This window comes from Dyella soli, assembly GCF_054482295.1.
Genome location: NZ_JBTFFU010000001.1, coordinates 77,972 through 102,024 on the forward strand (window position 1 = coordinate 77,972; position 24,053 = coordinate 102,024).

A 24,053-nucleotide genomic window follows, 5' to 3' on the forward strand; every position below is an offset into this window, starting at 1 on the left:
AGCATGCCGACCAGTGCCGCGGAGTCGTATCCTATGGGCTTGTGTCCAGTGGAAATGCCGCGTGCGGTACCTCAACCAGCTCGAACCGGATGCGCTGATCGCCCGGTTTGCGGAACATCCACCGATCGGTTTTCGTGTGCTGGAGGCGGCGGGTACGCCGGCCTTCGTCGCGCCCTTCGACCTGCTGACCACGGCCGACGCCGAGGTCCGCCAGAAGCTCGTGCGTGCGCCGGGCTACGGCTGGTGGGGACGCCTGCTGCGCTGGCGCACGGCGTTCGTGGGCACCACGGTGTCCGAATATGCGCTGTTTCCGCCCGATGCCGACCCGGCGCGCCTGCCCGTCGAGCTGCGCGATGAACTGGGGCGCGGCCAGCGGCTGCTGATCGTCAAGGACCTTCCGCAGGCCTCGCCGCTGTTCGATGCGGCTACCGGCCAGTGGTGCCGCCGCTTTGCCGACGCCTGCCGGTCGGCCGGCTTCATCCTGCTGGAGGGCCAGGCGCTGGCCTATGTGCCGATCGATTTCGCCAGCGAGGACGACTACCTGGCGCGGTTGTCCTCGGGCCGCCGCAAGGACATCCGGCGCAAGCTGCGCAAGCGGGACGACGTTGCCGTCGAGTCGGTCCGCTGTGGCGATCCGCGCTTCGCCGACGAAGCGGTGGTCGATGCGTACTACGCGCTCTACGAGAATGTCTTCGCGCAGAGCGAGATCCACTTCGACAAGCTGAGCCGTGACTTCTTTGCCGCCGTGCTGCGCGATGCCGGCAACGGCGGCGTGGTCTTCGTCTACCGCCACGAGGGCGCGATGATCGGCTGGAACCTGTGCTTCGCGGTGGCAGGCAAACTGATCGACAAATACGTGGGCTTTGCCTATCCGCAGGCACGCGAACAGAATCTTTACTTCACCAGCTGGTTCCACAACCTGGCCTGGGCCCGCGAACAGGGGCTGACCCACTATGTGGCCGGCTGGACCGATCCGGAGATCAAGTCCTATCTGGGTGCACAATTCACCCTGACCCGACACGCGATCTACCTGCGCAATCCGTTGTTGCGCATGCTGGCGCGACGGCTGGGCAGGTTCTTCGAGAGCGACAGCCAATGGGCAACGCATGACCAGGCGTGAACCGCTGATTCTGGATTTCGATGGCTCGGTGGGCGAGCTGCCGGGTGCCACTTCCGTGGGCTTGTCGGACTGGCAGGAGGCCATCCGCTTCGGCTGCACGCTGCGCACGTTTGACCGCCTGCGCGATCACCTCGACGCGCGCCTGCCGGCCGACTACGGCACGGTGTTGATGGGCTCGGGCGATTACCACCACCTCACCTGGCCGCTGGTGCAGCGCCAGCGCGCGCGCGGACCGTTCCAGCTGGTGGTGTTTGACAACCATCCGGACAACATGCGCTTCCCGTGGGGCATCCACTGCGGCTCGTGGGTACGCCGCGTCGCCATGCTGCCGTTCGTGACGCACGTGCACGTGGTCGGCATCACCTCCGGCGACATTGGCGCAAAGCACGCGTGGGAGAATTACCTGCGCCCGCTGCAGGCCGGCAAGCTCACCTACTGGTGCATGGACGTGAATGTCGACTGGGCTGCGCGCTTCGGCTTGTCCGATGCGTTTCGCCGTTTCGACGATCCGGATGCGATGACCTGCGCTTTCGTCCGGCAGCTGCGGCAGGCACCGCAGGCGACCTACCTGTCGATCGACAAGGACGCCTTCAGCGTGGACACGGCGCGCACCAACTGGGACCAGGGGCGTCTGGAGGAATCGCACGCCATGGCCATCATCGAGGCACTGCGCGGGCGCATCATCGCCAGCGACATCAATGGCGAAGTGTCCGCGTACCGCTACCGCACCTGGTGGAAGCGCATGCTGAGCGGCATCGATGGCCAGACCCCCGTTCCGCAAAGCGAGCTCGATGCCTGGCAGGCCCAGCAGCGCGAGTTCAACACGCGCCTGCTGGCGGCGATTGCCGAGAGCAGCGTCTGACGGCGCCGCCGGCGGTCACCTTCAGGCCGCGTGCCCGGCGCCTGCGGCACGCGCCAGCGTCTGGCAAATAGTCTCGAAGGTGGCTTCATCCAGCCAAGGACTGTTGGTGATGGTGAGCGAGCGCGCGGCGAATGCGCGTGCGTTGGGCAGCGGCGTGTCCGCCACGATGTCGCGCAGGTAACCGTAGTCGGGCAGGGCATGGATGAACAGCCGGCTGACGCCGAGGCCGGCGGTCCACAGCGTCTCCAGCGCGCTGTCGCGCATGGCTTCGTCCGGCAGCGTCAGCAGCAGGAAGGGCCACGCGCCGCGCTGGCCGGGCGCGTCGTCGAACACCGTGATGCCCGGGATCTGCCGTAGCCGTGCCACACGGTGCACGGCCTGGGCGCGGGTGGTGTCGAGGAACGGGCGCAGCCGCGGCAGCGCGCGTGCACCCACGGCCTGGCGCCAGGCGCTCACCGTGTGCAGCGGGATGTCGGGGCCGAAATCATCGCCCACCGCCGCGACCGGGTCATGGGCCGCCAGCGCCTTGCGCAGTGGGCGGCCGTAGGCGAGCGGCAACAGCGACGGGCGATAGGCGAGGGTATAGCCGACCAGTTCCAGCGCACGCTTCCAGTCCATGCCCGCATCCGCATGGATGGTGTCGTCGTGGCTGGCGGCAAAGGCATCGCGCAGGCAGGTATCGCGCGCCAGCAGCAGGCCGCCTTCGAACAGGGTGAGGCCCTTGCCGACGGCCAGGCTGAAAAATCCCGCGTCGCCCAGCAGGCCGACGCTGCGGCCGTCCTGCGTCGCGCCGAGCGCCTGGGCGGCGTCTTCCAGCACGTAGGCGCCATGGCGATGGGCCACCTCGAGCGACGCCTGTACGTCGGCCACGCGGCCGGCGATGTGCGTGGGCACGATGGCGAGCGTGCGCTCGTTGCAGATCTGCGCGAGCAGGGCCGCATCCATGTCGAAATGGTTGGGCGCCAGGTCGCACAGCCTGGGCTTGAGGCCCGCGCGATGGATGGCCAGCGCCACCAGCGGGCAGGTCCATGCCGGCACCACCACTTCATCGCGTTGCGGGCGCAGCCGCTGCATGGCGCGCAGCGCCACCACCATCGCCGCGGTACCGGAACATTCCAGTTGCAGTTGCTCGACCCCCAGCCACCGCGCCATGTGCGCGGCCAGGGCCGCGCGGCCCGGCCTGAGGTCGGTCAGGCGTAGCGGCAGCCCGGCGGTAGGTGGCAGCTCGCGCATGAGTGGGCTCTCAGTCGCCGGCGGCGACGCCCAGGGCGCCCTTCGCCTCGGTGGGCGCATCGTGTTCCGGGTGCGCTCCGCTCTCGGCGAAGGCGAGGCAGATGATGCCAGCGACGATGGTGGCCGCACCGAGCACGCGCGGCCAGGTCAGCGGCTCCTGGAACAGCCACACGGAAAACAGCATGACGCTGACCACTTCCAGGTGCGTCACCGCGAACGCGGGGCCGATCGGTGCGTGCTTGAGCAACGTCATCCAGGTGAAGAAGTTGCCGATGTAGCCGATCACGGCCACGTAGATCCACGGATGGCCGAACACGCGCACGATCCACGCCCAGTTCGCCTCGGGCGGAAACGCGTGGTTGCCGGCGTACTTGAAGCTCAGCTGCACCAGCGTGTCGAACAGCACCAGGATGGAGAAGCCGAAGAAATAAAAGCGCTTCATGCGATCAGCCTCCACCGGCCACGCCGACGATGGCCACGCCCGCGGTGACCAGCAGGATGCCGGTGACGCGCAGGGGCGTGAGCTTCTCGCGGAACAGGATGCGCCCGGCGATCATGATGACGACGATATTGATCGAGCCCAGCAGCACGCCCTCGGACAGGTCGACCAGCGACAGGAAGGCGATCCACACCAGGAACTCGACCACATACGAGATGACGCCGATCCAGATCCACAGCCGCGCCGCCATGTACTTCCAGCGCGCCAGGCCGTCACCCGCGCGCGGGTCGCCGGCCGCCGCCTTGAAGGCGAGCTGGCCGACGGTGTCGAGGGTGACGTTGAGCAGCCACAGCGTGACAACCAGGGGACTCACGAAGGGTCCTCAGGCCGCGGCGCGCGCAGCGGGCTCGTAGGTGGCGGCGATCTGGCGGAAGAATTCGGCCGAGCGATCGGTGAGCAGGCGGCGTTCGCGGTCCACCGTGATCATGTGGTAGCTGTCTTCCAGCCACAGCGTCTCCACCGGGCCGGACACCGAGCGCTGCACGAGGTAGGCGTTTTCGAGGCTGGCGATATCGTCCTGGGTCGCATGGGCGATCAGGCAGGGCGCCGTCACCCGGGGCAGCTCGCGCTTCACCACGGCGGCCATGTTGTACATCTCCGCCAGCGACGGCCACGGATTGCCGGGCAGGCCGGCAGCCGCGCTGTCGCCGCTGAGCATCGCCGAGCTGATCTGCGCGCGCAGGCGTTCGTCGCGAATGCCGTACGGCTCGCCTTCGTGCACCATGCGGTGCCTGCCGATGCCGAACTTGTGCAGCAGCGGCAGCAGGAAGGAGAACTTGCCGATCCACGGAATCGCCCAGCCGTCATAGCGGAACGTGGCGCCGTACACGCCCACGCCCTTGACCCATTCCGGGCGCTCGGCCGCCAGCTTCAGGGCCAGCACGGCGCCCATCGACAGGCCGGCCACGAACAGGTGGTCCACCTCGTGGCGGAACTTCTCGGCGGCGGCTTCCACGCTGGCGTACCAGTCGTGCCAGCTCGTTTTGAGCAGGTCATCGACATCGCCGCAGTGACCGGCCAGCTGCATGCCGTACACGGTATATCCGGCGCGGTTGAGACCCTTGCCCAGCAGGCGCATCTCGGTCGGCGTGCCGGTGAGGCCGTGAATGAGCAGCACCCCGCTGCGGCCGCCTTCGTAGCGGAACTCGACGTTCTGGATCACTCGAAAGCTCCGGCGCAGCTGGCGTGAGGCTGGAAAAGGCGCGACAGGCGCATGCCATGGTTACGATCATTCATGCGGCCAGTCTGCTGGCCGACCCTTTCCAAGAACTTTCGACCCTTCGGGTCCGGTCCCGGGCAGGGCATGGGGCAGCTTCAGTGCCCGAAATGGCCCGTGCTGCCGCCGACGGAGATGCTCATGCCGCCGCTGGGATGGCCGCAGCTGCCGAAGGCTTGGCTGAGCGTGACCCCGCCCGACTGCCAGTTGCCGCTGCCGTGATGGCTGGAACTGACCACCCCCGTGCTGACTTCGCCGTGCACCTGGGGCTGGTTGTAGGTGGCATCGTCACAGGTGACCGCCCCCTGCGCCGGCTGCGCCGACTTGCCCGGTGCCCCGGAGGTGTCGCCGTAGTAGGTGCCCGGCGGGTCCTTGCTGTATGCGCCCGTGGCCGCTGCCGACGCCGCGGGCGGTGCCGGGGGCGTCGCCGTTCCGGTGCTGTCGGAGGCCGCCTTGGCGGCCGCTGGGGCCGTGCTGGCGCTGGCCGCGGGCACGTCCGAGGGCAGCTTCAGGTTCAGCGGCGGCTGGCCGGCGCTCTGGGCCCACGCGGCCGTGGTCAGCAGGCTGGCGACGATGAAGGCGGTAGTGCGGATGGTCTGCATGGACAACTCCGGGGACATGCTGCTGGTAACGCGCAACCGTCGCCGGTGTGCACACATCCCTGTTCGAAACCGGTGGCGAACGGGAAGTTCCCGCCGCCACCGGCGTTCAGGCCGTCGTCTCGATCCGTTCCACCCGGCGCAGGCCCTGTGGCAGCAGGCCGCCGCGGGTGGCGCGATTGCCGCCGTACTCGACCAGGTTCGACCACTTCAGGGTGAGCTTGCGCTGGCCGGCATAGAGCGTCACTTCGCCCTTGCCCTCGGCAACCACCGCCACGCCGACGACTTTCACGCCCGCGCTGAGCTTGGCCTTGGGCACGTCGATCAGCTTGTTGCCCTTGCCCTTGTCCAGTTCCGGCAGTTCCGCCACCGAGAACATCAGCAGGTGGCCTTCGGTAGTGACCACCACGATGCGATCACGTGCCGGGTCGGCGCTGACCTGCGGCGCCAGCACGCGGGCACCGTCGCCCAGCGTGATGATCTGCTTGCCGGCCTTGTTGCGGCCGGTGAGTGCCTCGAAGCGGGTGACAAAACCGTAGCCGTGGTCGGTGGCCAGGATCAGGCGCGTGTCGTTGTCGCCTGCCGCGACGGCGTCGAAGCTGGCACCCGGCGGCGGACTGAAGCGTCCGGTCAGCGGTTCGCCATTGCCACGCGCCGACGGCAGCGTGTGCGCGGGCGTGGAGTAGCTGCGGCCGGTGGAGTCGATCAGGGCCACCTGCTGCGTAGTGCGCGCCTTCACCGAGGCGAGCAGGCTGTCGCCTTCGCGGTAGTTCAGGCCCTCGGCGTCGATATCGTGGCCCTTGGCGGCGCGGATCCAGCCCTTGGCGCTGAGCACCACGGTGACCGGTTCGCTGGCGACCAGCGCGCTCTCGTCCAGCGCCTGCGCGGCACCGCGCTGCACCAGCGGCGAGCGGCGGTTGTCGCCGAACCTGGTGGCGTCGGCGCGCAGTTCTTCCTTGATCAGGCCCTTGAGCTTGGCCGGCGACTTGAGCAGCACATTGATGCGCGCGCGTTCTTCCTCGAGCTGGTCGCGCTCGGCATTGATCTTCATTTCCTCGAGGCGGGCGAGCTGGCGCAGCTTGGTTTCGAGGATGTAGTCGGTCTGTTCGTCGCTGAGCCTGAAGCGCTCCATCAGCACCGGCTTGGGCTCGTCCTCGGTGCGGACGATGCGGATCACCTCGTCGAGGTTGAGGTAGGCGATGCGCAGGCCTTCCAACAGGTGCAGGCGCCGCTCGACCTTGGCCAGGCGGTGCTCCAGGCGGCGCGTCACCGTGGTGGTGCGGAAGCTCAGCCATTCCGACAGGATGCGCTTGAGATCCTTCACCTGCGGCCGGCCATCCAGGCCGATCATGTTGAGGTTGATGCGGAAGCTCTTTTCCAGGTCGGTGGTGGCAAACAGGTGCTGCATCACCTCGTCGGCATCGACGCGATTGGAGCGCGGCACCACCACCAGGCGGATCGGATTTTCGTGGTCGGACTCGTCGCGCAGGTCCTCGATCATCGGCAGCTTCTTGGCGCGCATCTGCGCGGCGATCTGCTCGAGGATCTTGGACGGGCTCACCTGGTGCGGCAGCGCGGTGATGACGATGTTGCCCTCGTCCAGGTGGTACACGGCGCGGGCGCGCACCGAGCCGCTGCCGCCCTGGTACATCGCCAGCAGCTCGTTGCGCGGCGTGATGATTTCCGCTTCGGTCGGGTAGTCGGGGCCCTGGATGTGCTCGCAAAGGTCCGCGACGGTGGCGTCGGGGTCGTCCAGCAGGCGGATGCAGGCGCTGACCACTTCGCGCAGGTTGTGCGGCGGAATGTCGGTGGCCATGCCCACGGCAATGCCCATGGAGCCGTTGAGCAGCACGTGCGGCACGCGGGCGGGCAGCCAGCTGGGCTCGTCCATGGTGCCGTCGAAGTTCGGCACCCAGTCCACCGTGCCCTGGCCCAGCTCGCCCAGCAGCGCCTCGGCGATGGGGCTGAGCTTGGACTCGGTGTAGCGCATCGCCGCGAAGCTCTTGGGATCGTCCGGCGAACCGAAGTTGCCCTGGCCGTCGACCAGCGGATAGCGGTACGAGAACGGCTGCGCCATCAGCACCATCGCCTCGTAGCACGAGGTGTCGCCGTGCGGATGGAACTTGCCGATGACGTCGCCGATGGTGCGCGCCGATTTCTTGGGCTTGGCGCCGGCGGCCAGGCCCAGCTCGCTCATGGCGTAGACGATGCGTCGCTGCACCGGCTTGAGCCCGTCGCCCACGAAGGGCAGGGCGCGGTCCAGCACTACATACATCGAATAATCGAGGTAGGCCCGCTCGGCGTATTCCTTGAGTGGTATCTGTTCGTAATTGGCTTGCAGATTCATGCAGTTGCGTCGATGGGCTGCACGCGGGACGGCGCGCTTAACCGGGCGATGGTGCCAGATTGGCGTCCATGGCGACAGCTTGCGGTCGCTGCCCGGCCAGTGCTCACTCGCGCCGGACGGTCACGCCCAGCCGCTCCAGTTGCACCTGCAGGCTGTCCGGGCCGGCCAGATGGCCTGCACCCACGGCGATAAAGCTCACGCCAGGTTGCTTCATGCGTTCGGCAATCACCCTGGCCCAGGCCTGGTTACGCTCGACGATCAGGCTCTGGTAGAGCCGCGGGCTCTGCTTGCGCAGGTCCTCGTCCTCGATGTGTGCAATGGCGGCGGTGTCGCCGTCACGCCAGGCGTCGATGAGTTCGCGCAGCTTCTGCGGTCCCTCGCTGGCTTCCTTGAACGACTGTCGCAGGAATTCCAGCTGCATCGGTTCGGACAGGTCCGCCAGCATGCGGATCTGCTGTTCGGCGGTTTCCAGTCCGTCGATGGGCTTGCCGGCCTCCTGCATCCGGGCCTTGAGCAGCTTGTCCACGCCGAGCTCGGGATCCATGCCGGCCTGCATCAGCGGCGCCATGCTGAGCGTGATGGCCGCGAGCCATGGCTGCATGGATTGCAGGGCGGCCGCGCCGCCCGGCAGCCCGGCCAGGCTGGCGGCCGTCTCCAGCTGTTGCTCGTCGGCCTCGTCCAGCTTGCTGGACAGCGGGTGCGCCGGGTCGACGCCGTGCTTCATCACCAGCGCCTGCATCGAGGCCGGGTCATCGTCCACGATCTCGATGCTCAGCCGCTGGCTTTCGGCCAGCGCCTTGTCCAGCGCCGGCGAGCGCCAGTTCGTGTCGGACGGCAGCAGGTGCACGGTGCCGAACAGGTAGACCGTGGCGTGGCCGTTGCTGGCCACCCACAGCCCCGGCTGCGCCATGGCGGTACCGACGAACAGCAGGCTGAGGGCGAGCAGGGCACCGATGAGTCGAAGCAGCTTCAAGGCGATTTCCCGGCGATGGGAGGGCAAGGATGCGCGGGACGCCCGTCCCGGCCTCGATATGATGCAGAAAACCGGCGGTTTCGTCGAAGCGTGCGTGCGCCGGGCCCCGACGCCTAGCGCGGCACCCGCACGCCGCCCGGCACGCCATGGGGACTGAGCGCAATCTGCCACAGCTGGTTGCGCCGGCTGCGGAACACGGCGGCCGAGACCGAAAGATAGAACTGCCACATGCGGCGGAAACGGTCGTCGTAATGCGCCGAGAGCTGTGGCCAGGCCGCGTCGAAGTTGGCGCGCCACGCGGTGAGCGTGCGGTCGTAGTCGGCACCGAAATTGTGCCAGTCCTCCACCACGAAGAGGTTTTGCAGCGCCTCCGTCACCTGGCTGGCGGCAGGGATGACCGAGTTGGGGAAGATGTATTTCTCGATCCACGGATCGGGCCGGCTCGGCGTGCTGTTGGTGCCGATGGTGTGGAGCAGGAACAGCCCGTCATTGCGCAGGCAGCGACGCGCCACTTCGAAATAGGTCCGGTAGTTGAGCGGGCCGACGTGCTCGAACATGCCGACCGAAAAGGCCGAGTCGAACGTCTCGTCGACTTCGCGGTAATCCTGCAGGCGGATCTCCACCGGCAGGCCCCGGCACAGTTCGCGCGCGAACTCGGCCTGTTCCTGCGAGACGGTGATGCCGACGCCCGCCACGCCGTAGTGCTCGGCCGCATACTTCAGCGCCTCGCCCCAGCCACAGCCGATGTCCAGCACGCGCTGTCCCGGTTGCAGGCGCAGCTTGCGGCAGATCAGGTCGAGCTTGGCCACCTGCGCGTCGTCGAGGTTGTCCGCCTGCGCCCAGTAGCCGCACGAGTAGACCAGCCGCCGGCCCAGCATGGCCCGGAACAGGTCATTGCCCAGGTCGTAGTGCGCGCGCCCGATCTCGAAGGCGTTCTCGCCGCGCTGCATGTTGATGAAGCGGGCCTTGAAGTGGGCGATCAGCGTGTCGAGCGTCTTCAGGTCGGCATCGATATGCGCACTCAGCAGGCGCGTGAACAGGCCGGGCACGTCGCCGGCGTCCCACCAGCCGTCCATGTAGCTCTCGCCCAGGCCCAGCGAGCCGTGGGCGAATACGCGCGAGTACAGCCGCTCGTCGTGGACGCGAAGGTCAGTCGGGCCGGAGCCGTCGATATGGATGCCGGCGTGTTCGAGCAAGCCGGTGGCGCGCTGCTTCAGGGAATCCTGGCTCATGCATTCCTCGCATGGAAGACAACGAAGTGGCCGGTCGGGATCTCAGGTCTTGCCCAATGATGCAAAGCTTGCCGGGGACATTGCATAAACGACGTCGACGCCGCAAGCACGCACCGCTTCGAGCATGGTCTGCGCCTGGGCCTCGGTGAGCAGGAATTCCACCTTGACCGCCAGGTCGTCCGCCAACTCGAAGAACTGCTCTTCGCGCAGCACGCCATGGCGCCCGAAGCCGCAGACGGCACGGAAGGCGGAGCCGCCGCCGATGCCGATCTTCCGGGCGCGCTCGAGCAGCCACTCGTACATCAGCACGCCGTCGTGGCGTGCCCGCGTGTGGCAATAGAAGGACAGCTGCACACCCTGATGCAAGACTTCCTGCTTCATGTCGCCCCCTAGTGGCGCAACAGCGCACGCGTGAGCGCGATGCCGGTCACCGTCATCGCAATCGAGCCGACCAGGTGCATGGCCAGGTGCCCGCCGAACCAGAGGTATTGCTGGCGCAGCAGCAGCGTGGTCGATTCGGCCGAAAAAGTGGAAAAAGTGGTGAGGCCGCCCAGGAAGCCGGTGGCCGCGAACAGGCGCAGCTCGGGTGGCAGGGCCTGGAAGTGGTCGAACAGGCCCAGCACGATGCCCATCAGCAAGCCGCCGATCAGGTTGGCCGCGAGGGTGCCCAGCGGCAGGGTCGGAAAGACCGGGTTGAACAGCACGCCCAGCGTCCAGCGCAGCCAGCAGCCCAGCGCGCCTCCAATACCTACGGCAACAAATCCGGTAAAGCCCACGTTTCGTCTCCCTGGCAAGTCGGCGGACTTCCCGGAAACAGGCACCCGCGCCTGCGCCCCGGAAGCTCCGGTGGTGCAGGCATCATCAACCCGAAGGTGGTTTGCTTCCCGCGAGCCACTACAGGGGTGGCGTCGCCGGAGCGGGAGGCATGCCATCTCCCTGTGGTGGGTGATGCTAGCTGAAGCACGGCCACTCGTCATGGCTCGGGTGCGTGCGCGGCGCCGCTATACTCGGCGCTCCTCGCCTGCCGCTCCCGTTGCCATGACCCCAACCCAGCGCCCTGTCCGGCGCAGCTTGCCCTGGCTGCTGGCGGGGCTGTCGATGATCGGCCCGTTCTCGATCGACGCCGTGTTCCCGGCGTTCCCGCTGATCGGCGCGCGGTTCGGCGTGGACAGCGCGGGGTTGCAGCAGATGATCAGCGTGTACCTGATCACCTATGCGGCCATGAGCCTGTTCCATGGCGCCATCTCGGACGCCATCGGGCGCAAGCCGGTCATCGTCACCGGCATGCTGGTCTACGCGCTCGCCTCGGCAGGCGCGGCGGTGTCCACCTCCTACACCATGCTGCTGGCCTGCCGCGCGCTGCAGGGCGTGTGCGCCGGCGCCGGCCTGGTGGTGGGGCGTGCCGTGGTGCGCGACAGCCTGGCCGGTGCGGCGGCACAACAACTGATGTCGCGGGTGATGATGATTTTCAGCGTGGCGCCGGTGGTCGCCCCGATCGTCGGTGCCCAGCTGCTGTTCCTCAATGGCTGGCATGGCATCTTCTGGGTGCTGATGGGCTTCACCCTGATGCTGGCGGTGGCCCTGGTGCTGTTCCTCGAGGAAACCCATCCGCCCGCCGCGCGCACGAACTTCCATCCCCGCACCCTGGTGAGCGGCTACCTGGCCTTCGGCCGGGACCGCCAGTTCTGGCCGTTGCTGATTTCCTGTTCGGTGAATTTTGCCGGGCTGTTCCTGTACATCTCATCGGCGCCCCATATCGTTCGCGACTTGCTGCATCTGTCGGCGCAGGGCTTTCCGTGGCTGTTCCTGCCCGTGGTGACGGGCCTGGCCGCTGGCGCGTGGATGTCCGGCCGGCTGGCGAGCCGCCGCAGCGTGGCCTTCACCGTCAACCTCGGCTACGGCGCGCTGCTGTTGGCCTGTGCCTTGCACCTGCTCATCGCGCTGGTGACCCGCGAACCGGTGCTGCCCTGGTCGATGCTGCCGCTGGTGCTGCACGGCATTGGCGTCCAGCTGGCGTTCCCTACGCTGACCCTGCTGCTGCTCGATCGCTTTCCGCATCGCCGCGGCGGCGCGTCGTCCGTGCAGGCGTTCTCGAGCCTGCTGCTGTGCGCGTTCGTGGCGGGCGTGTTGTCGCCGCTGTTGTCGGGACACATGCTGTACCTGGCATTGGGGGCGAGCGTGCTGACCGTCATCGGCTGGCTGTCGTGGCGCTGGTATCGCGCGGTCACGCGACGGCCGGTGGCAACGCAGCACCTGGCGCCGACGGTGGAGACGGAATTGCAGACGGAAATCACCGAGCCGCGGTAGGTTGCTGGCGTGGCGGGGCCGGCTCGTCGGTCACGCCGTCGAACGGCGTGCAGGGGGCGCTCAGCGAAAAGCCGGGCGCCCGCCCTCATCCAGCAAGCCCTGCGCGATCAGCCACTGCCTCGCATTGTCGGCATCCTGCTCAAACCACGCCTGGGCCGAGCCCAGCCGGAACGAATACCCCCAGGCATCCATGTCCGTCATCAGGCGTTGCCGTCCCACGCCCGGCAGCTCGTCGGCCAGCACGATCTGCAGGTAGCAGGTGGCGTCTTCCTCGTCGATGGAATCGGTGGCGTCGGTATGGACGGCCGCACGGCGAGCGTCCGGCAGCACGATAAGGTGGCCAGCCTCGTGCAGCAGCGAATGCACGGGCGTGTCGTCGCGTGCGTAGACCATGTGCCCGATGATGCCGGCCTCTTCGTCGCCCCAGTAGCTGCCGGGAATGGCCTGGTCCGGCGCAACGCGCGTCAGCCGCAGGCCATAGCGGGCCAGCAGCGCTGCCGGCGCGGCGAAGCCGAGCTCGCCCAGGCGCATGACGCTGGCTTCGGGAGGGGTAGGGATGGCATCCACGTGCATGCGTCCGGCGGCCAGGGATCGCTGGCCAGGCGACACGACAGGTGGCGGCGCGGACCGCATGGCCCGCGCCGCGCGGTCACATGGACTTGGCCGGCGTGTTATCGGGCAGCGCCACCGAGAGCTCGAGGATCTCGTGTCCGCTGTCGCGCTCGACGTTGATGTTGATGGCGTCGAGGTCGACGTGGACGTATTTCTTGATCACTTCGAGCAGCTCGTTGCGCAGCAACGGCAGGTAGTCGGGGGCGCCACGGGTGGAGCGCTCCTGAGCCACGATGATGCGAAGACGCTCCTTGGCGACCGCAGCGGTGGGTTCCGGCTTGCGCTTCAGGAAATCAAGAATACCCATCGCGATCAACCTCCGAACACGCGCTGGAAGAAGCCCTTCTTCGGCACCTCGAGGAAGCGCAGGGCACGTTCCTCGCCGAGAATGCGGGCGACCGTATCGCTATAGGCCTGGCCCGCGTACGAGTTGTCGTCGAGGATCACCGGCACGCCCGCATTGGATGCGGCCAGTACGTTTTCCGACTCGGGAATGACGCCGACGACGTTGATGCCGAGGATTTCCTCCACGTCCTTGACGCTGAGCATCTCGCCCACCGCCACGCGGGCCGGGTTGTAGCGCGTCAGCAGCAGGTGCTGCTTGATGGCGCCGTCACCGCGTTCCGCGCGACGCGTCTTGCTGGCGAGCAGGCCGAGGATGCGGTCGGAGTCGCGTACCGAGGACACTTCGGGGTTGACCACCACCACGGCGTGGTCGGCGAAGTACATCGCCAGGTGCGCACCCTTTTCGATGCCGGCGGGCGAATCGCACACGACATAGTCGAAGCCTTCCTTGCCCAGTTCCTCGAGGACCTTCTCCACCCCTTCCTGGGTGAGCGCGTCCTTGTCGCGCGTCTGGCTGGCGGCCAGCACGTAAAGGTTCTCGTAGCGCTTGTCCTTGATCAGGGACTGCTTGAGCGTGGCTTCGCCGTGCACGACGTTGACGAAGTCGTACACCACGCGCCGCTCACAGCCCATGATCAGGTCGAGGTTACGGAGGCCGACGTCGAAGTCGATCACGGCGACTTTCTTGCCGGCGATGGCGAGGCCCGTGGCAAGCGAGGCGCTGGTGGTTGTCTTGCCGACGCCGCCCTTGCCCGAGGTGACAACGATAATCTCAGCAGTCAAGGCTCATCTCCCGCATCTTGCTTTTGTAGTAATTAGGCTTTCGTCACAGACGTGCGATCAGCAATTTTTCACCGTCGAGCCAGCATTGCACAGAGTGGCCCTCCAGGTCTTTCGGAATTTGTTCAAACACGCGGTAGTGGCCGGCGATGGCGACCAGTTCGGCGCGGAAGTCGGAAATGAAGATCCGCGCCTTCTCGTCGCCCTGGGCGCCGGCCATGGCGCGACCACGCAGGTGGCCGTAGATGTGGATGCTGCCATCGGCGATGACTTCGGCGCCGTTGGCGACCGTGCCGGTGACGACCAGGTCGCGCTCGCGCGCGTAGATCTGCTGGCCCGAGCGCACGGTGCCGTCAAAATGCTGCGCGCCGAGCCCCGGGGTGGTTGCCGGGGCCGGTTCGCTGCGCACGGCCTCGGCACGGCGCGGCGGCTCGGCCGCCACCGGGGCCGCGGGCGCCGCGGGCGGCGCGATGCTGCCGCCATCGGCGGGCTCGTACGCGGCGCGGAACTTCGCGATCAGTGGCAGGCCCATGCGCCGGGACAGCGCCTCGACGTCGCTGGTGCCGTAGGCCAGGCCCACGGGCAGCATGCCGGCGCTGCGCACGGCCTCGAGCAGGGCGTCGACCGTGCCGTCATCGGGCAGGTCCATCAGATGGCTGAGGTCGAGCACCACCGCAGCGCGCGAGAACAACTGCGGCGCGGCGCGCACGCGGCGCTCCAGTTCCTCGCAGAGTGCGGCGGCGTCGACGCGGCGGATGCGCACGTTGGCAATACCGACCTGGCCGAAACGCAGGTCACAGGCGTCTTGTGTATCCATTCGGGCGTTCACGGGCGCCGGTCTCCTGCGAGGCGACGCTGGGGAGCATCAGGGTGGAAAGGGCGTTCGCGTTCGGCCAGCCAGGGCTCGGGCGGCAGGCCGCCGTGGTCCAGGTAGGTCTCGCGCACGAAGGTATAGCTGGGCAGGTCCTTGGCCAGCAGGCTGACCTGCGGGCCGGTGGCGCCCATGCGTTGCTGGCCGACTTCCTGGAAGCCGTAGGTGCCGTGGAACAACACCACGACATCGTCGCGCGGTTCCAGGAACACCTCGCAGGTCAGCAACGGCACGCGCACTTCGGCATAGCTGGTGACGTCGCAATAGAAGATGCGACCCAGGCCATGGCGGCGATAGGCGTTGGCGATGACGATGCGGTCGATATAGGCGAACTGCGGGTAGTGCTCGCCGAACCAGAGGTAGTTCGGGCTGTCGTAATCGCTGCCTTCGCGCAGCGCGATCAGGAACCCGGCGAGATGGCCATCGATCTCGGCCACGCGGAAATAGTCCGCATGGTCGTAGAAATAGCGCAGCTGAGCCGCGTCAAGGGCGAGGATGGTGCGGCCGGCGGCGTTGTTGAGCGCCAGTACGGCATCCAGGTCGTGCTCTCGCACGTCGCGGATGGCAAGGGCCATTCGTTGCTCCGCTTTGTGTGGTTCGAGGACAAGACCGACTGTCGGCCCCGCGTGACGGAGGCATTATGGCATGCGACCGACGGCCACACATATCACGGCGCACCATGTAAAACGTTTGTAAAGCGCCAGCCGGCATGGCTTCCGGCAGGGGCAGGGCAATGACTTCTCACGCATTGCACCAAGTTGAGCGGTGGCTAATGATGCCGGTATGCCCAGATTCAATATTGATCACATCCGCCTGCTGCGCCTGACCGGCTTCTTTGCCTACCTCTGCTCCGGCATGCCGCTGATCACGAGCTGGGCCGCCGAACGGCTGGACCAGCTCAACCGGCCGAATTTCGCGCTGCTGCTGTGGACGCTGTCCTATCTGCTGTTCGGCGTGCTGTACCTGCTGCTGACCAGCAATCTGGGCACCACCCGGCGCAACCTCGGCACGCGCCTGGTCGGCTTGACGCTGATGACCATTTCCACGCTGGCGGTGGGCTGGTACAGCCACAGCGGCCTGTCGGCGATCCTGATGGTGGTGGCCTCGGTAGTGCTGCCCTGGCTGGTGCCGTTCTGGCTCAGCGTGGTGTGGCTGCTGACCTGGAACCTTGCGCTGGCGGCGGTGTTTTCCACCTTCCCCGAGTTGAACTACAGCTTCATCTGGGGCCTGTTCCAGGCCAGCATCTACATGGGTTTTGCGGCCCTGGGCTTCGTCGCCTCGCTGGTGGCGCGCCAGCAGGCCGATGCCCGGGAAGACCAGCGCCGGCTCAATTCGGAACTGCGCGCCACCCGTGCGCTGCTGGCCGAGTCGACCCGCATCGCCGAGCGCATGCGCATCGCGCGCGACCTGCACGACCTGATCGGGCATCACCTCACGGCGCTGAGCCTCAACCTGGAAGTGGCCAGCCACCTCACCAACCCGCAGGCCGCCGAGCATGTGCTCAAGGCGCAGGCCACGGCCAAGCACCTGCTATCGGACGTGCGCGAAGTGGTGAGCGAGCTGCGCCAGGACGACGCCATCGACCTGACCCAGGCGTTTCGCAGCCTGATCGAAGGCGTGCCGGGACTGCATGTGCATGTGGAAACCCCGCCGCGCTTCAGCGTGGAAGACCCGCGCCGGGCCCAGGTGCTGTTGCGCTGCGCCCAGGAGATCATCACCAACACGGCCAAGCATGCGGGTGCGCGCAACCTGTGGCTGCACTTCGACTATGTCAACGCGAACCTGCTGGAACTGGCGGCGCGCGACGACGGCCGTGGCGCCACGAATTTCCGCCCGGGCAATGGCCTGTCAGGCATGCGCGAACGCCTGGCCGAGTTCGGCGGCAGCGTCACGGTGGACCTGGAGGTCAGCCAGGGCTTTGCGCTCACGGTGCGGCTGCCGCTGGGCGAGGTGCCGGAACTGGCCCATACCCCCTCCCGATTCGAGCCGCCGGCGCTGGGCATGCGCTAGCTCTCACGCCTGATCGATGGGTCATGCCAAAATGAACTGCTTGGATAGCCGCATCGTTCTTCCCCGTTGCCCGCCTGCATGGCCGGTGGGCTACAACCGCTCCGAGGATCCGCGATGATTTCCGTCTGTCTCGTCGACGACCAGAACCTGGTGCGCCAGGGTGTCCGTTCACTGCTGGACCTGGCGGAGGACATCCGTGTGGTGGCCGAGTGCGCCGACGGTGCCCAGGCCGTGCAGGACATTCCGCGCGTCAAGCCCGATGTCGTGCTGCTCGACCTGCGCATGCCCAACATGAGTGGCCTGGAAGTGCTGCAGGCGCTGTCCGCGCGCAACGAATTGCCGCCCACCATCATCCTCACGACCTTCGATGACGACCAGCTGGTGCTGCAGGGCCTGAAGGCCGGCGCGCGTGGCTATCTGCTGAAGGATGTATCGCTGGAGCAACTGGTCGAGGCCGTGCGCACGGTGGCGGCCGGGGGCTCGCTGGTGGCGCCGATGGTCACCCAGCGGCTGCTGGCCGGGGTGGGCCGCATGCAGAACCAGTTCACCAGCCTGGAACAGCCGGACCCGCTGACCGAGCGCGAGACCGAGATCCTGCGCCTGCTGTCCGGGGGCTACAGCAACAAGGAGATCGCCAACTCCCTGAAAGTGGCCGAGGGGACGGTGAAAAACCACGTGTCCAACATCCTGTCCAAGCTGGGCGTGCGCGACCGTACCCGTGCAGTGCTGAAGGCGCTGGAACTGGGCATCGTCTGACCCGCCCGGGAGCCGCCCGGGGCGGCCCCCGGGGCCCCGGTAGAGCCGCCTTTACGGCCTGATGGCGTTCCTGCGCCTGAGCAAGTACCATCGGTGGCTTCGGCGCCGGCCGACCCCCTGTCATGAAGCGATTCTTCGGGAATCTCCCGTGGCGGGCCGGTCTCCGGCGACTGCCTTGTGCCGTATACAGAGAGACGTGCGGAGAACCCTGGAATGATGCGTGTTCTTGAATTTATTGTTGCCCTGATCATCGTCGTGGTCGTGGCGGTGGTCGTGGGCGTGGTCATGCCTGGCAACGGCCACGTGGAAAGGTCGTTGGTCGTCGGCAAGGACATGCGTCAGGTCTATGACGTGCTGAGCAACTTCCGTCGCTTCCCGGAGTATTCCGTGCAGCGCGAGTACGACCGGAACATCAAGTTCGACTTCTCCGGCAAGCCTTACGGCCCGGGTGCCGAGCTGAGCTGGACCAGCCAGGACGACAAGGTCGGCAACGGCAAGCTGACGATCGCTTCGGCCGATCCGAGCTTCGACAAGATCGACTCGACCGCCAAGAAGTCCACCATCGTGTGGAACCTCGACAACGACTGGCGCGGCAACGACAAGCATTTCACGCTTGACCTGGAGCGCCAGGGCAGCCGTGGCCAGCTGACCAAGATCACCTGGTCGTATGACGTCGCCTACGGCTTCAACCTGATCAACCGCTATTCCAGCCTGTACATTCACGGCGACCCGGATTCGTTCATCCAGTTCACCCTGAACAACCTGCAGAACGTGCTGGCGTCGGTGCAGAACGTCGACTACACCAAGCTGATCCCGTACGTCGAGCAGACGCAGGCGACGCCGGTGCTGCTGGTGTCCTCGTCGATCGAGCGCAAGGGTGGCCTCGAGGCCCTCAATGACGCGACCGACAAGGCCGTCGCCGAGATCCAGGCTGCCGCCAAGAAGCTTGGCGTGAACGTGGTGGGTCCGCGCATCATCTACACCACCAGCTACGGCGACCAGACCTATACCTTCGACGTGGCCCTGCCGATCAGCGCGACCAGCCTCAACGTGGGCGGCCAGTCGATCGAACTGACCGCGGCCAAGGCCCCGGACCTGGCCGCTGCCGCTGCCTCCAGCAGCAGCGCCAATGCCGCCGAAGGCAACGCCGACAACAATGCCCCGGGTGGTCATGACCGCTTTGGCCGCCTGATCGTCGACAACAACGTCCGTGCGTTCCTGGCCTTCGGTGGCCCGGCGCTGAAGGCCGTGTGGAACGGTACCGCCGCTGGCGTGCCGCAGACCCGCGACCTGCTCAAGGCCTACTCGCAGACCCATGGCTACAAGTTCGACGAAGTGGTCAACCGCTTCTACGACATCAAGGTCAAGCAGGGCGACAACGAGAAGACCTTCGACGAGTACGACGTCTACCTGCCGCTGACCTGGGCTCCGGAGCAGACCCCGGAACAGGAAGCGGGCATCAAGCCGCCGACCCTGGATGAAGGCACCGAGCAGGCCCCGGCCGCCGCCGGTACCGCCGCTGCCCCGGCCAGCGCTGCCACTACCGCGCAGTAAGCTGTCCACGGCAACACCTCGAGAAGGCCCTTCCCCGTGAAGGGCCTTTTCATTTCTGCCATGGCATCGCCCGGCACGGGCGAACTTTTCGGTTACATTGCGGGTCGACCTCGCTGGACCAACCGGCGGCACGCTTGCTGCGCCAGCCCGCCCCTTGCCTCGACCGGACATGATCGAAACCGAACAGCTCACCCGGCGCTACGGCGCCTTGACCGCGGTCGACGCGCTGAGCATCCGCGCCGAGCCAGGCCAGGTATTGGGCCTGCTCGGTCCCAATGGCGCCGGCAAGACCACCGCCATGCGCATGATCGCCGGCTTCCTCGAGCCGACTTCGGGCACCGCGCGGGTCTGCGGCCATGACGTGCGCAAGGAGCCGCTGAAGGCCAAGCGCGCCCTCGGCTACCTGCCTGAAGGCGCGCCGAGCTATGGCGAACTGACCGTGCGCGAGTTCCTCACTTTCATCGTTCGCATGCGCGGCCTGCGCCGCGATGCGGGCTACCGCCGCTTCGAACTGGTGGTGGGCGGCCTGCAGCTGGAAAGCGTGCTGGACCAGTGCATCGATACCTTGTCGAAAGGGCTGCGCCGTCGCGTCGGCCTGGCGCAGGCGATCCTGCACAACCCCCAGGTGCTGATGCTGGACGAGCCGACGGACGGCCTCGATCCGAACCAGAAGCACACCGTGCGGCAGCTGATCGACGCGATGGCACGCGATCGCACCATCCTCATTTCCACCCACCTGCTGGAAGAAGTCCACGCGCTGTGCAACCGGGTCGTGATCATTGCCAACGGCCGGCTGCTGGCGGATGCCACGCCGGCGGAACTGGAAGCGCGTTCGCGCTATCACGGCGCCGTGTCGTTCAGCGCGCCCGGCAGCGGCGTGTCGCAGGAAATGCTGGGTCGCCTGCCGCAGGTCGCATCGATCGAAGTGGATCCGCTGGACGGCCGCATCACGGTTTTCCCGAAGGCGGGCGAACGCATTCTTGAACCGGTCGAGTCCTTGCTGCGCCAGCAGGGCCTGGAAGTCTCCGAGATCCAGCTGGAGCGTGGCCGTCTCGACGAGGTGTTCCGGCACATCACCACCGCGGGCGTCGAGGGTGGCGCATGAGCCCGGTGGCGGCGGTCGCGCGGCGCGAGTTGCGCAGCTATTTCGTGACGCCCGTGGCGTACGTGTTCCTGGTCATCTTCCTGGTGCTGGCCGGCATCCTCACGTTCTATGCCGGCGACTTCTATGAGCGCGGCCAGGCCGACCTGCAGCCGTTCTTCGTGATGCATCCGTGGTTGTACCTCGTGCTGGTCCCGGCGGTGTCCATGCGCATGTGGGCGGAGGAGGCCAAGGGCGGCACGCTGGAGTTGCTGCTGAGCCTGCCGCTCACGCTGGCGCAGGCGATGCTGGGCAAATTCGTGGCGGCGTGGCTGTTCATCGGGCTGGCCCTGGTGCTCACGTTTCCGATCTGGATTACCGTCAACTACCTCGGTTCGCCGGACAACGGCGTCATTCTCGCCAGCTACATGGGCAGCTGGCTGATGGCCGGTGCCTTCCTGGCGATCGGCGCCTGCCTCTCGGCGGTGACGCAAAGCCAGGTCGTGGCGTTCGTGCTCACGCTGGTGGTGTGCTTCCTGCTGATCCTGGCGGGACAGCCACAGGTGATGGATTTCTTCCAGGGCACGCTGCCGCGCAAGCTGGTCAACGCCGTGGCGCACCTGAGCATGTTGCGGCACTTCGAGGCCATCTCGCGCGGCGTGCTGGACCTGCGCGACCTGTTGTACTTCGTGCTGAGCATGGCGGCCTGGCTGACCGCGGGCGTGCTGGTGCTCGATCTCAAGCGGACGCCCTGAACCATGGTGCGCATTCACTTTCGCCGCCGCACCGTATTGTTGTCCGCGCTCGTCGTGCTGGCCGTGGCCTTCGTCGCCATCACTTTGGGCAGCAGTCGCTGGCTGCGCGTGGCGCGGGTGGACCTCACCGCCGACAAGCTTTACACGCTGACGCCCGGCACGGCGCAGATCGTCGGCAAGCTGCGCGCGCCTCTCAGGCTCACGCTCTATTTCTCGGACCACGCCACGCGCGACCTGCCGCAACTGCGCAGCTACGAGCAGCGGGTGAGCGAGATGCTGCAGGAGATGGTGGCGCGCTCCCATGGCCGGCTGCGCCTGCAGATCGTCGACCCGGTGCCGTACTCCGACGACGAGGCCAGCGCGGAAGGCTACGGGCTGACGCCGATCAACGGCGGCACCAACGGCGAACGCGTGTTCTTCGGCCTGGTCGGCAGCACGCTGCCGCCGAACGCCGAGGCGGATGCCGACGGAGAAGAGCACCTGCCCGGCAAGACGCTGGCGATCCCCTTGTTCGATCCCTCGCGCGAGACGTTCCTCGAGTACGACATCGCCAAGCTGCTGTACGAACTCGACCAGCCGTCCAAGCCGCGAATCGGCCTGATCAGCAGCCTGCCGGTGCAGGGCAACCCGGTGATCGGCGAGGAACCCTGGACGGTCATTCGCCAGCTGGGCCAGCAGTTCGAGGTCAAGACCCTCGATGCGTCGAAGCTGAAGGGTGTCGACGCCGACATGCAGGCACTGCTGGTGATCCACCCGAAGCGCCTGTCGGCCGATGCGCTGTACGCGATCGACCAGTACGTGCTGCGCGGCGGCCACCTGGTGGTGTTCGTCGATCCCGTGGCGGAGATGGACAATACGCCGTTCGTGGACAGCAGCGGCGCCACCGACGACCACAACTCGGACCTGCAGCGCCTGTTCGCGGCGTGGGGCGTGTTGTACGACCCGCAGAAGGTCGTGCTCGATCGCTCCCGCGCGCTGCGCATCGAACTGGCCGACAACAGCTCGGCCAATCATCCGGCCATGCTCGGGCTGGGTCAGCAGGAGCTCAATCGCAACGATGTGATCACGGCCAGCCTGCAGCGCGTCAATGTTTCCAGCACCGGTTACTTCGACCTGGCGCCGGGGGCCACGTCGCGCCTGCAGCCGCTGATGCAGACCACGACCGATGCCGAGGTCGTGACCAGCGAGCGGGTGCGCGAGTCCATCAGCAATCCGACGGGGCTGCTCGACAACTACAAGGCGGACAATGCCCACTACGTCATTGCCGCGCGACTGCACGGGCAGTTTCCCAGCGCCTTCCCGGAGCGCGCGGCCCAGGCCGGGCACCTGGCCAGTTCGGGAGCCAACACCGAGGTGATCCTGGTCGCGGATACCGACCTGCTCAGTGATCGCCTGTGGGTGTCCTATACGCAGAGCCTGCTGGGCCAGCCCCAGCTCAGCGCGATCGCCAACAACGGCGACCTGATCACCAATATCGCCGACAACCTCAGCGGCTCGTCGGCCTTGCTGTCGATCCACGGGCGGGTGAGCTCGCAGCGGCCGTTCACCCGCGTCCTGGCGCTGCAAAGCGCGGCCGACCAGAAATACCTGGCGAAGAAGCAGGAGCTTCAGCGCGAGCTGGCGGTCACCCGCAACCGGCTGAGCGAGCTGCAGCCGGCGAAAACAGGGCGGGGCGACACGGTCAGCACCGAGCAGCGCACCGAAATCGAGCAGTTCCTGCAGCGACAGCTCGAGATCAACAAGGCCTTGCGCGAAGTGCAGCATCAGTTCAATGCCGAGATCGATGCCCTGGGGTTGCGCCTGAAGTTCATCAATATCGTGCTGATGCCCAGCCTGGTGATCCTGGCCGGCCTGCTCTACGGCTGGCGCCGCTCGCGCCACAGCCGGCGTCGCACCTGAGCTGGGACGCAAGTTCGTGGGCGGTGTTGTGACGCAGCGGGGGCGGGCAGGCCTGGTGGCCGCGAGGAACTATGATGTGCGGTCGCCGGCGTGCCGGCCCGGAACTGATCGATGATGGCAAGCGTACTCAAGTGGATCGTGCCCTGGGAGTTTTCCTGGGTTTTCCTGCTGACCTTCGTGGTGTGCGGCGTGCTTTATGCGCGCGGCGCGCGGCGGCTGCGGGTGAGCCTTGCCCGCCAGCTGGCGTTCTGGGTCGGCATGACGATCATCTATGTGTCGCTGCACACCTATCTGGACTACTTCTTCGAGCATGAATTCTTCATGCATCGCATCCAGCAGGTGTTGTTGCACCACCTGGCGCCGCTGTTGATCATCGCGTCCTATCCGGGCACGGTCCTGCGCAAGGGCCTGCCGTTGCGGTGGCGCCTGCGCCTGCTGCAGCCGGTGCTGCGCTCCTGGCCATGGCGCCTGGCCAGTGGCGTGCTGCTCAATCCGGCGGTGGCCACGATCCTGTTCGTTGCGCTGATCCTGGTCTGGTTGGTGCCGTCGATGCAGACGCTGGCCATGCTGGACTGGCGCATTTACCGCTTCATGAACTGGTCGATGCTGGTCAGTGGCTTCAGCTACTGGTGGCTGGTGCTCGACCACAGGCCGCGCCCGCCGGGTCGCATGACGCCGGGCCTTCGCGTGCTGTCGCCGGGCATCACGATGACGCCGCAGATCGTTGCCGGCGCCATCGTCACGTTCTCCAAGACCGACCTCTATCCCATCTTCGAAGTCTGTGGCCGCGCGTTTACCTTCAACGTGCTCACGGCACAGCTGGTCGGCGGCGTGATCATGTGGGTGCCGGCGGCCATCATCGAGTCGATCGGTGGACTGCTGGCCATGCGCCAATGGTTGCGGCTGTCACGCAGCGGGCGCATTCGCCGCAAGCCGTGGCCGACGCGTCGTGGCACGGCGGTTGCGCCGGTGCAGCAGGCGGCGCGCGACTGACGCGACGGA

General features: G+C 66.9%; 25 protein-coding genes and 1 riboswitch. Of the genes, 10 read left to right on the forward strand and 15 right to left on the reverse strand.

Translation table 11 applies throughout. The annotated features are described in order from the left end of the window. The first annotated feature begins 61 nt into the window (after nt 1-61). Nucleotides 62-1,120, forward strand: a complete 1,059-nt coding sequence (locus ACXU4B_RS00420) for a GNAT family N-acetyltransferase (RefSeq protein WP_131406686.1) — start codon at nt 62-64, stop codon at nt 1,118-1,120. Further along, entirely contained in the window at nt 1,107-1,982 is an 876-nt protein-coding gene (locus tag ACXU4B_RS00425; RefSeq protein WP_131406688.1) for an arginase family protein, read from the forward strand. Before ACXU4B_RS00420 ends, ACXU4B_RS00425 begins: the two co-directional genes overlap by 14 nt. Before the next feature lie 21 nt (nt 1,983-2,003). Here the strand turns inward: ACXU4B_RS00425 and ACXU4B_RS00430 are convergent, their stop codons facing one another. The 10 genes from ACXU4B_RS00430 to crcB form a co-directional block, all read right to left on the reverse strand. Then, nucleotides 2,004-3,215, reverse strand: a complete 1,212-nt coding sequence (locus ACXU4B_RS00430; RefSeq protein ID WP_131406690.1) for a DegT/DnrJ/EryC1/StrS family aminotransferase — start codon at nt 3,213-3,215, stop codon at nt 2,004-2,006. 10 nt (nt 3,216-3,225) lie between these two features. Continuing rightward, entirely contained in the window at nt 3,226-3,657 is a 432-nt protein-coding gene (locus tag ACXU4B_RS00435; protein WP_131406692.1) for a DMT family transporter, read from the reverse strand. A 4-nt stretch (nt 3,658-3,661) separates the two neighbouring features. Continuing rightward, entirely contained in the window at nt 3,662-4,027 is a 366-nt protein-coding gene (locus ACXU4B_RS00440; protein WP_131406694.1) for an EamA family transporter, read from the reverse strand. 9 nt (nt 4,028-4,036) lie between these two features. Next, nucleotides 4,037-4,876, reverse strand: coding sequence for an alpha/beta hydrolase (locus ACXU4B_RS00445; protein WP_131406696.1), 840 nt, complete (start codon nt 4,874-4,876; stop codon nt 4,037-4,039). A gap of 152 nt (nt 4,877-5,028) precedes the next feature. After that, a complete protein-coding gene (locus ACXU4B_RS00450; RefSeq protein WP_131406698.1) occupies nt 5,029-5,532 on the reverse strand; it encodes a hypothetical protein in 504 nt (167 codons plus the stop codon). 106 nt (nt 5,533-5,638) lie between these two features. Then, nucleotides 5,639-7,876 (reverse strand): DNA topoisomerase IV subunit A, encoded by a 2,238-nt coding sequence (parC, locus tag ACXU4B_RS00455; protein ID WP_131406700.1) that lies wholly within the window; start codon nt 7,874-7,876, stop codon nt 5,639-5,641. 103 nt (nt 7,877-7,979) lie between these two features. Beyond that, nucleotides 7,980-8,849 carry a TraB/GumN family protein gene (locus ACXU4B_RS00460; RefSeq protein ID WP_131406702.1) on the reverse strand — a complete coding sequence of 290 codons (870 nt, stop codon included), beginning with the start codon at nt 8,847-8,849 and terminating at the stop codon, nt 7,980-7,982. A gap of 113 nt (nt 8,850-8,962) precedes the next feature. Beyond that, nucleotides 8,963-10,081, reverse strand: coding sequence for a cyclopropane fatty acyl phospholipid synthase (cfa, locus tag ACXU4B_RS00465; RefSeq protein WP_131406704.1), 1,119 nt, complete (start codon nt 10,079-10,081; stop codon nt 8,963-8,965). Nucleotides 10,082-10,123: 42 nt separating this feature from the next. After that, the gene (locus ACXU4B_RS00470; protein ID WP_131406706.1) at nt 10,124-10,462 is read right to left on the reverse strand and encodes a DUF190 domain-containing protein; all 339 of its coding nucleotides are present in this window, start codon (nt 10,460-10,462) and stop codon (nt 10,124-10,126) included. Between the two features lie 8 nt (nt 10,463-10,470). Further along, on the reverse strand, nt 10,471-10,857 hold the full coding sequence (gene crcB, locus ACXU4B_RS00475) for a fluoride efflux transporter CrcB (RefSeq protein ID WP_131406708.1): 387 nt from the start codon (nt 10,855-10,857) through the stop codon (nt 10,471-10,473). A 69-nt stretch (nt 10,858-10,926) separates the two neighbouring features. Further along, nucleotides 10,927-11,026, reverse strand: a riboswitch (Fluoride riboswitch). Between the two features lie 93 nt (nt 11,027-11,119). On the opposite strand from crcB, the gene ACXU4B_RS00480 reads away from it, so the two are divergent. Next, nucleotides 11,120-12,388, forward strand: coding sequence for a multidrug effflux MFS transporter (locus ACXU4B_RS00480; RefSeq protein WP_131406710.1), 1,269 nt, complete (start codon nt 11,120-11,122; stop codon nt 12,386-12,388). A 60-nt stretch (nt 12,389-12,448) separates the two neighbouring features. On the opposite strand, the gene ACXU4B_RS00485 is transcribed toward ACXU4B_RS00480, so the two are convergent. The 5 genes from ACXU4B_RS00485 to ACXU4B_RS00505 all read right to left on the reverse strand — a co-directional run bounded on the left by ACXU4B_RS00485 (nt 12,449) and on the right by ACXU4B_RS00505 (nt 15,571). Then, on the reverse strand, nt 12,449-12,961 hold the full coding sequence (locus ACXU4B_RS00485; RefSeq protein ID WP_131410220.1) for a hypothetical protein: 513 nt from the start codon (nt 12,959-12,961) through the stop codon (nt 12,449-12,451). Nucleotides 12,962-13,037: 76 nt separating this feature from the next. Beyond that, nucleotides 13,038-13,307, reverse strand: a complete 270-nt coding sequence (minE, locus tag ACXU4B_RS00490; RefSeq protein ID WP_131406712.1) for a cell division topological specificity factor MinE — start codon at nt 13,305-13,307, stop codon at nt 13,038-13,040. Between the two features lie 5 nt (nt 13,308-13,312). Further along, nucleotides 13,313-14,128 (reverse strand): septum site-determining protein MinD, encoded by an 816-nt coding sequence (minD, locus tag ACXU4B_RS00495; RefSeq protein WP_131406714.1) that lies wholly within the window; start codon nt 14,126-14,128, stop codon nt 13,313-13,315. 43 nt (nt 14,129-14,171) lie between these two features. Further along, the gene (minC, locus tag ACXU4B_RS00500; protein ID WP_425481342.1) at nt 14,172-14,942 is read right to left on the reverse strand and encodes a septum site-determining protein MinC; all 771 of its coding nucleotides are present in this window, start codon (nt 14,940-14,942) and stop codon (nt 14,172-14,174) included. An 8-nt stretch (nt 14,943-14,950) separates the two neighbouring features. Then, nucleotides 14,951-15,571: a GNAT family N-acetyltransferase gene (locus ACXU4B_RS00505; protein ID WP_131406718.1), complete on the reverse strand. Its 621-nt coding sequence runs from the start codon at nt 15,569-15,571 to the stop codon at nt 14,951-14,953. A gap of 208 nt (nt 15,572-15,779) precedes the next feature. Here ACXU4B_RS00505 and ACXU4B_RS00510 point away from each other — a divergent pair, with 208 nt between their 5' ends. The 7 genes from ACXU4B_RS00510 (at nt 15,780) to ACXU4B_RS00540 (ending at nt 24,044) form a co-directional block, all read left to right on the forward strand. After that, nucleotides 15,780-17,006, forward strand: coding sequence for a sensor histidine kinase (locus ACXU4B_RS00510; protein ID WP_131406720.1), 1,227 nt, complete (start codon nt 15,780-15,782; stop codon nt 17,004-17,006). A 114-nt stretch (nt 17,007-17,120) separates the two neighbouring features. Further along, the gene (locus ACXU4B_RS00515; protein ID WP_019464490.1) at nt 17,121-17,762 is read left to right on the forward strand and encodes a response regulator; all 642 of its coding nucleotides are present in this window, start codon (nt 17,121-17,123) and stop codon (nt 17,760-17,762) included. A 213-nt stretch (nt 17,763-17,975) separates the two neighbouring features. Then, complete coding sequence (locus ACXU4B_RS00520; protein WP_131406722.1) at nt 17,976-19,316, forward strand: SRPBCC family protein; 1,341 nt, start codon at nt 17,976-17,978, stop codon at nt 19,314-19,316. Between the two features lie 169 nt (nt 19,317-19,485). After that, nucleotides 19,486-20,421 (forward strand): ABC transporter ATP-binding protein, encoded by a 936-nt coding sequence (locus tag ACXU4B_RS00525; protein ID WP_131406724.1) that lies wholly within the window; start codon nt 19,486-19,488, stop codon nt 20,419-20,421. Then, entirely contained in the window at nt 20,418-21,152 is a 735-nt protein-coding gene (locus ACXU4B_RS00530) for an ABC transporter permease subunit (RefSeq protein ID WP_131406726.1), read from the forward strand. The genes ACXU4B_RS00525 and ACXU4B_RS00530 overlap by 4 nt, the downstream gene beginning before the upstream one ends. Before the next feature lie 3 nt (nt 21,153-21,155). Continuing rightward, nucleotides 21,156-23,051, forward strand: a complete 1,896-nt coding sequence (locus tag ACXU4B_RS00535) for a GldG family protein (RefSeq protein ID WP_131406728.1) — start codon at nt 21,156-21,158, stop codon at nt 23,049-23,051. Nucleotides 23,052-23,162: 111 nt separating this feature from the next. Next, entirely contained in the window at nt 23,163-24,044 is an 882-nt protein-coding gene (locus ACXU4B_RS00540; RefSeq protein ID WP_131406730.1) for a cytochrome c oxidase assembly protein, read from the forward strand. The last annotated feature ends 9 nt before the right edge of the window (nt 24,045-24,053 follow it).

Excerpts from the sequence above, each read along its gene's own strand:
- ACXU4B_RS00525 (WP_131406724.1), top strand. The coding sequence starts at position 19,486 with ATGATCGAAACCGAACAGCTCACCCGGCGCTACGGCGCCTTGACCGCG.
- ACXU4B_RS00515 (WP_019464490.1), top strand. The coding sequence starts at position 17,121 with ATGATTTCCGTCTGTCTCGTCGACGACCAGAACCTGGTGCGCCAGGGT.
- minC (WP_425481342.1), bottom strand. The coding sequence starts at position 14,942 with ATGGATACACAAGACGCCTGTGACCTGCGTTTCGGCCAGGTCGGTATT.
- ACXU4B_RS00510 (WP_131406720.1), top strand. The coding sequence starts at position 15,780 with ATGCCCAGATTCAATATTGATCACATCCGCCTGCTGCGCCTGACCGGC.
- parC (WP_131406700.1), bottom strand. The coding sequence starts at position 7,876 with ATGAATCTGCAAGCCAATTACGAACAGATACCACTCAAGGAATACGCC.
- ACXU4B_RS00425 (WP_131406688.1), top strand. The coding sequence starts at position 1,107 with ATGACCAGGCGTGAACCGCTGATTCTGGATTTCGATGGCTCGGTGGGC.
- ACXU4B_RS00480 (WP_131406710.1), top strand. The coding sequence starts at position 11,120 with ATGACCCCAACCCAGCGCCCTGTCCGGCGCAGCTTGCCCTGGCTGCTG.
- ACXU4B_RS00505 (WP_131406718.1), bottom strand. The coding sequence starts at position 15,571 with ATGGCCCTTGCCATCCGCGACGTGCGAGAGCACGACCTGGATGCCGTA.
- ACXU4B_RS00450 (WP_131406698.1), bottom strand. The coding sequence starts at position 5,532 with ATGCAGACCATCCGCACTACCGCCTTCATCGTCGCCAGCCTGCTGACC.
- ACXU4B_RS00540 (WP_131406730.1), top strand. The coding sequence starts at position 23,163 with ATGATGGCAAGCGTACTCAAGTGGATCGTGCCCTGGGAGTTTTCCTGG.
- ACXU4B_RS00485 (WP_131410220.1), bottom strand. The coding sequence starts at position 12,961 with ATGCACGTGGATGCCATCCCTACCCCTCCCGAAGCCAGCGTCATGCGC.
- ACXU4B_RS00520 (WP_131406722.1), top strand. The coding sequence starts at position 17,976 with ATGATGCGTGTTCTTGAATTTATTGTTGCCCTGATCATCGTCGTGGTC.
- cfa (WP_131406704.1), bottom strand. The coding sequence starts at position 10,081 with ATGAGCCAGGATTCCCTGAAGCAGCGCGCCACCGGCTTGCTCGAACAC.
- ACXU4B_RS00430 (WP_131406690.1), bottom strand. The coding sequence starts at position 3,215 with ATGCGCGAGCTGCCACCTACCGCCGGGCTGCCGCTACGCCTGACCGAC.
- minE (WP_131406712.1), bottom strand. The coding sequence starts at position 13,307 with ATGGGTATTCTTGATTTCCTGAAGCGCAAGCCGGAACCCACCGCTGCG.
- ACXU4B_RS00435 (WP_131406692.1), bottom strand. The coding sequence starts at position 3,657 with ATGAAGCGCTTTTATTTCTTCGGCTTCTCCATCCTGGTGCTGTTCGAC.
- ACXU4B_RS00530 (WP_131406726.1), top strand. The coding sequence starts at position 20,418 with ATGAGCCCGGTGGCGGCGGTCGCGCGGCGCGAGTTGCGCAGCTATTTC.
- ACXU4B_RS00535 (WP_131406728.1), top strand. The coding sequence starts at position 21,156 with ATGGTGCGCATTCACTTTCGCCGCCGCACCGTATTGTTGTCCGCGCTC.
- ACXU4B_RS00470 (WP_131406706.1), bottom strand. The coding sequence starts at position 10,462 with ATGAAGCAGGAAGTCTTGCATCAGGGTGTGCAGCTGTCCTTCTATTGC.